Raw genomic sequence first — 5,890 nt, forward strand, 5'->3', positions numbered from 1 at the left:
GACCCGTGGGCAGCTCGTACGGTCGGTCGCGTCATCGGTGATCTCCAGTTCTCGCTGAGCGTGACGAGTTGCAGGTCTTCATCGGCGTGTCGCCTGCAACTCGTCACGCCCAGCGATTGAGTGGGCGGCCTCGAGGAGGGAGCCGTCGCGGACCAGGGCGGTGGCGGCCTCGAGGTCGGGTGAGAGGTGGCGGTCCGGGCCGGGTCCGGCCACCCGGGTGCGGAGCAGCGCGATCGCGGCACCCGTCGCCGCCGCGGGCTCGAGCGGGGCACGCAGGTCGATGCCGCGGGCGGCCGTGATGATCTCGATCGCCAGCACGCGGGTCAGCAGGTCGACCGCGGTGCGCAGCTTGCGCGCCGCCGACCAGCCCAGCGAGACGTGGTCCTCCTGCATCGCGCTCGACGGGATCGAGTCGACGCTGGCCGGGACCGCGAGCCGCTTGAGCTCGGAGACCATCGCGGCCTGCGTGTACTGCGCGATCATGTGCCCCGAGTCGACGCCCGGGTCGTCGGCGAGGAACGGTGGCAGTCCCTGGCTGCGGGACGCGTCGAGGAACCGGTCGGTCCGTCGCTCGCTCATGCTGGCGACGTCGGCGACCGGGATCGCGAGGAAGTCCAGGACGTACGCCAGCGGGGCGCCGTGGAAGTTGCCGTGCGACTCGATCCGGCCGTCGTCCAGCACCGAGGGGTTGTCGATCGCGGCGGCGAGCTCCCGCCCGGCCACCGTGGCGGCGTGCTCGAGGGTGTCGCGTGCGGCGCCGTGGACCTGCGGGGCGCAACGCAGGGAGTACGCGTCCTGCACCCGGTCGTCCCCGAAGCGGTGGCTCGCGACGATGGGCGATCCGGCCAGCAGCGACGCCATGTGCGCGGCCGAGGTGGCCTGGCCGGGGTGCGGCCGCAACGCCTGCAGGTCCGCGGCGAGCACCCGGTCGGTCCCCATCAGCCCCTCGATGCTCATCGCCGCGGCGAGGTCCGCCGTGTCGAGCAGCCGGCGCAGGTCGTGCACCGCGAGCACCAGCATCCCGAGCATCCCGTCGGTGCCGTTGATCAGCGCGAGACCCTCCTTCTCGGCGAGCTCGACCGGGGCAAGGCCGTGATCCGCGAGCGCATCGGCGGCGGGCCGGACGACACCGTGGTCGTCGACGTCCCCCTCGCCCATCACGGCGAGCGCGCAGTGCGCCAGCGGAGCGAGGTCGCCGGAGCAGCCCAGGCTGCCGTACTCCCGCACGACCGGCGTCAGCCCCGCGTTGAGCATCGCGGCGTACGCCTCGGCGGTCTCCAGCCGCACCCCCGAGTGACCGCTCGCGAGGGTTGATAGCCGCAGCAGCATCAACGCCCGCACGACCTCGTCCTCGACCCGCGGCCCGACACCGGCGGCGTGCGAGCGGATCAGGCTCTTCTGCAGCTGTGCCCGCAGGCCCGGCTCGATGTGCCGGCTCGCCAGCGCACCGAATCCCGTCGAGATGCCGTAGACCGGCTCCTCCGACGCGGCCAGGTCGTCGACGCGGGACCGCGCCCACGCGATCGCGTCCCGGGCACCGGGGCCCAGCTCGACGGCGACGCCGTGCCGGGCGACCCGCACGACGTCCTCGGGTGCGATCGCACCGATGCCCAGCACCACAGTCATGCCTCCATTGCACGTCCGCCGCCCCGCCCACCGCTACGGCGATCGTGGCAATGCCGTCTCGGATGCGAGACACTCGCCGCATGACCCGTCCCGTGCCCGCAGCCACGGCCGCGCTCCGGGTGCTGCGGTTCCTGTCGGCCCAGCCCGTGCCGGTGCCCGCCTCGCGCATCGCCGACGCGGTCGACCTGCCGCGCTCCTCGACGTACCACCTGCTCAGCGCGATGGCCGACGAGGACTTCGTCGTGCACTATCCCGACGACCGGACGTGGGGCATGGGGATCGCGGCGTGGGAGGTGGGCCACGGCTTCGCCCGCCAGGAGCCGCTGGCCCGGCTCGCCCGCATCCCGCTGGCCCGCCTCGTCGACGCCGTCGGGCAGTCGGCCCACCTCGTCGTGCTGCTGGGCTCGGAGGTCATCTACGTCCTGGAGGAGCGGGCCCCGGGACGCCCGCCCCTCGTGACGGACGTCGGGGTACGCCTGCCGGCCCACCTGACCGCGTCGGGTCGCGCGATCCTGGCCGCGCTGCCGGCCGCGCAGGTGCGGGCGCTGTATCCGGGCAAGGACGCGTTCAGCTCCCGGACCGGGGCCGGACCCCGGTCACCCACCGAGCTCCGCCGGCTCCTGACGGACACCCGCCGGCGCGGCTTCGCGACCGAGGACGGCGAGGTCACGCCGGGGTTCGCCTCCGTCGCCGCGCCCGTCGAGGCGGGCCCGATCCACGCCTCCGTCGCCGTCACCTGGCCGACCCGCGAGGAGGTCCCCGATCCGGTCGACGCGGTCCGCGCGACCGCGGCCGAGATCACCCGCCGGCTCCGGCACTGAAAGCGGGGCGTGACCCGGGCCACACCTGCGTCGTTGTTACCCGACAGTAGGACGGACGTCCCACTTGAGCGCCGACGAGGAGTCCCATGCACCGCACCCGACCGATCGCCGCCCTGGCCGCAGCCGCCGCCCTCGCCGCCGGCACCCTCGCCGCCACGACGGGCACCGCCGCCGCGGCCCCCGCCTACACCGTGACCCCCCTGCACTTCGCGGTGAAGACCGGCGCCGACGGCGCGACGTCGTGCGACATCGTCGGCGACCTCTACCTGCCGCGATCGGCGTCCGCGTCGAAGCCGGTGCCCGCGATCCTGACGACCAACGGCTTCGGCGGCTCGAAGGACGACCAGGCCGGCATCGGCAAGGCGTTCGCCGCCCGCGGCTACGCCGTGCTGTCCTACTCGGGCCTGGGCTTCGGCGGCTCGACCTGCAAGATCACGCTCGACGACCCCGACGTCGACGGCCGGGCGGCCAGCCAGCTCGTCAGCTATCTCGGCGGCAAGAAGGGCATCGCGTTCACCGACGCCACGCACACGACGCCCGCCCCGGCGCTCAAGGTCGTCAAGCGGGACAAGAAGGACCACCGCGGCAAGGCCTCGACCAACGACCCGCGCGTGGGCATGGTCGGCGGCTCGTACGGCGGACAGATCCAGTACGCCGCCGCGTCGGTCGACCCCCGCATCGACACGATCGTCCCGATCATCACGTGGAACGACCTGTCGTACTCCCTCTCGCCCAACAACACGTCGCAGACCGTCGGCGTGCAGACCGCGATCCCGGGTGCGGCCAAGCTCGTGTGGGCGCTGGGCTTCTCGGCCCTCGGCGTGGTCGACGGCGTCCAGAACGCGCCGGGCGATCCCGGCCGGCTCCTGCCGTGCCCCAACTTCGCGACGTTCGTCTGCCCGGCACTGCTGACCGCCGCGACGACCGGGACGCTCGACGCCGCCAGCACCGCCAACCTGCGGCACGCCTCGGTCGCGAGCTACGTCAAGAAGATCACGATCCCCACCCTGATCCTGCAGGGCGAGCACGACACCCTCTTCAACCTCAACGAGGCGACCGCGACCTACCGCGCGCTGCAGGCCCAGGGCACCGAGGTCAAGATGATCTGGCAGAAGTGGGGCCACTCCGACAGCACGCCGGCGCCGGGCGAGATCGATCTCGCGAACCCCGATCCGGCGACGCAGTACGAGACCAAGCGCGTCGCGGCGTGGTTCGACCGCTACCTGCGGGACAAAAAGGTCAGCACGGGGCCGGAGTTCTCCTACTTCCGGGACTGGGTCACCTACTCCGGCATCGCGACCCCGGCGTACGCCACCGCGAAGCGGTTCCCGGTCGGCACGAGCACGAAGTACTACCTGTCCGGCAAGGAGCTGACCCGGTCGAGCTCCACCGTCGCCGCCGGCAGCCAGAGCTTCGTCACCCCGGTCGCCGGGCTGCCGACCTCGACCGACCACCTCGACGTCGTCGGCTCGTACGTCCCGCTGCCCGAGATCGACCTTCCCGGCACGTCGGCGGCGTGGACCACCCCGGCTCTGGCCGAGAAGGTCGACGTCGTCGGCTCCCCGAAGCTCACGGTCCGGGTCGACGCCCCCGGCGCCGCGGTGTCGCAGGCCACCGGCCCGCTGGGCAAGCTCGTCGTGTTCGCCAAGGTCCTCGACGTCGACGCGGCCGGAAAGGCGACGATCATCAACGATCTCGTCGCACCCGTCCGCGTGCCCGACGTGACCAAGCCGTTCACCGTGACGCTGCCGGGCATCGTGCACCGGTTCGCCGCGGGTCACAGCCTGCGGGTCGTCCTGGCCGGCGGGTCCACCAACTACCGCGGTGGGCTGACGCCCAACCCGGTCACGATCACGACCGGCAGCACCGGTCAGGTGCTGACCCTCCCGGTCGTCCCGTGACCGCCCACCAGCCCTGACTACGGGACCCCGCCTTCTCGGGTGGCGGGGTCCCGTGGAGGTCAGGCGTCGCGGCGCCGCAGCAGGAGCCAGGCCGCGCCGAGGACCGCGGCGATCTCGGCGACGAAGATCCCGAAGCTCGGCCACGCGTCGAGCAGGTGCGGGTTGAACGGCACGGGGGAGGCCAGCGCCCCACCGGCGTTGCCCGGCATGACCCGCTCGAGGAAGATCCCCAGGTCGCCCGGCACCAGCATCACCATGTTGCCGATCACGAACACCAGCGCCAGGACGATCGAGATCGCCGCTGCGGTGTGCCGCACCAGGAAGCCGACCGCGAGGGAGAACAGGCCCAGCCCGGCGAGGAACAGCCCGCTGCCGTACATCGAGCGGGCGACGGCACCCTCGAGGGACATCCCGATGCCCTCACGATCGAGGAACCAGTTGCCACCGACGTAGCCGAGCAGCGCCGTCAGCGTGCCGATGACGAACAGCAGGCCCGTCACGACGACGGCCTTGGCCGCCAGCACCCGACCACGGGCCGGCGTCGCCGCCAGCGTCGTGCGGATCATCCCGGTGCCGTACTCCGACGTCACGGTCATCACGCCGACGATGACGGCGCACACCTGGGCGATCATCATGCCCCAGGTGATGAACGAGCCCGGGGACTCGTCGGCCTCCGCGCTGGCCAACCACTCGGCGTTGCCCCAGCAGATCAGGGTCGTGAGGCCGGCACCCAGGACGACCAGCGCGATCATGGTCCACCACGTCGAGCGGACGCTCCACAGCTTGACCCACTCCGAGCTCAGGGTCCGGCCGAAGCCGGCGGCGGCGACCTGCGGCGGCGTGGCCGCCTGCAGGGCGCTCATCGGGACGCCTTCTCGGAGACCTTCGCGTGGTACTCCACGCTGTCGGCGGTCAGCGCCATGAAGGCGTCCTCGAGCGAGGACCGGACGAGGGTCAGCTCGTGCAGGAGCAGCCCGTGGCCGCCGATCAGCTCGCCGATCGCCGCGGCATCGAGGCCCTGCACCCGCAGCTCGTCGTCCGTGCGGGCCACCTCGAGCCCGCGCCCGACGAGCAGCGCCTCGACGTCGGTGGTCGCGGGCGCCTTCACGCGTACGTACGACGCCGCGTGATCGACCATGAACTGCTGCATCGAGCAGTCGGCCAGGATCGTGCCGCGGCCGATCACGATGAGGTGGTCGGCCATCAGCGCCATCTCGGACATCAGGTGGCTCGAGATGAAGACCGTACGCCCCTCGTCGGCGAGCCGCCGGGCGAGCGCGCGCACCCAGCGGATGCCCTCGGGGTCGAGGCCGTTGACCGGCTCGTCGAGGATCACGACCGGCGGATCGCCGAGCAGTGCCGCGGCGATGCCCAGCCGCTGGCCCATGCCGAGCGAGAACGTGCCGACCCGCTGTCCGGCGACCGTCTCCAGGCCGACGAGGTCGAGCACCTCCTCGACCCGCGCCCCGGGGATGCGGTTGCTGACGGCCAGCCAGCGCAGGTGGTCGCGGGCCGAGCGGCCGGGGTGCAGGGCCCGCGCCT

Annotated in this window: 5 protein-coding genes; 2 read left to right on the forward strand and 3 right to left on the reverse strand. The window is 72.7% G+C overall.

Annotation, left to right across the window (positions count from 1 at the left end; genetic code table 11):
• Positions 1–78: 78 nt before the first annotated feature.
• A complete protein-coding gene (gene hutH / locus JWQ91_RS07240; RefSeq protein WP_297782190.1) occupies positions 79–1,626 on the reverse strand; it encodes a histidine ammonia-lyase in 1,548 nt (515 codons plus the stop codon).
• 80 nt (positions 1,627–1,706) lie between these two features.
• On the opposite strand from hutH, the gene JWQ91_RS07245 reads away from it, so the two are divergent.
• The gene (locus JWQ91_RS07245) at positions 1,707–2,447 is read left to right on the forward strand and encodes an IclR family transcriptional regulator (protein WP_297782191.1); all 741 of its coding nucleotides are present in this window, start codon (positions 1,707–1,709) and stop codon (positions 2,445–2,447) included.
• Between the two features lie 86 nt (positions 2,448–2,533).
• Entirely contained in the window at positions 2,534–4,348 is a 1,815-nt protein-coding gene (locus JWQ91_RS07250; RefSeq protein WP_297782192.1) for a CocE/NonD family hydrolase, read from the forward strand.
• A gap of 59 nt (positions 4,349–4,407) precedes the next feature.
• On the opposite strand, the gene JWQ91_RS07255 is transcribed toward JWQ91_RS07250, so the two are convergent.
• Both JWQ91_RS07255 and JWQ91_RS07260 read right to left on the reverse strand, forming a co-directional pair.
• Positions 4,408–5,211 carry an ABC transporter permease gene (locus tag JWQ91_RS07255; protein WP_297782193.1) on the reverse strand — a complete coding sequence of 268 codons (804 nt, stop codon included), beginning with the start codon at positions 5,209–5,211 and terminating at the stop codon, positions 4,408–4,410.
• Positions 5,208–5,890 (reverse strand): ATP-binding cassette domain-containing protein (locus JWQ91_RS07260; RefSeq protein WP_297782194.1); only part of this gene is annotated, 683 nt, incomplete at its 5' end. The genes JWQ91_RS07260 and JWQ91_RS07255, both read right to left, overlap by 4 nt.

Source organism: Aeromicrobium sp., assembly GCF_025965075.1.
GTDB lineage: Bacteria > Actinomycetota > Actinomycetes > Propionibacteriales > Nocardioidaceae > Aeromicrobium.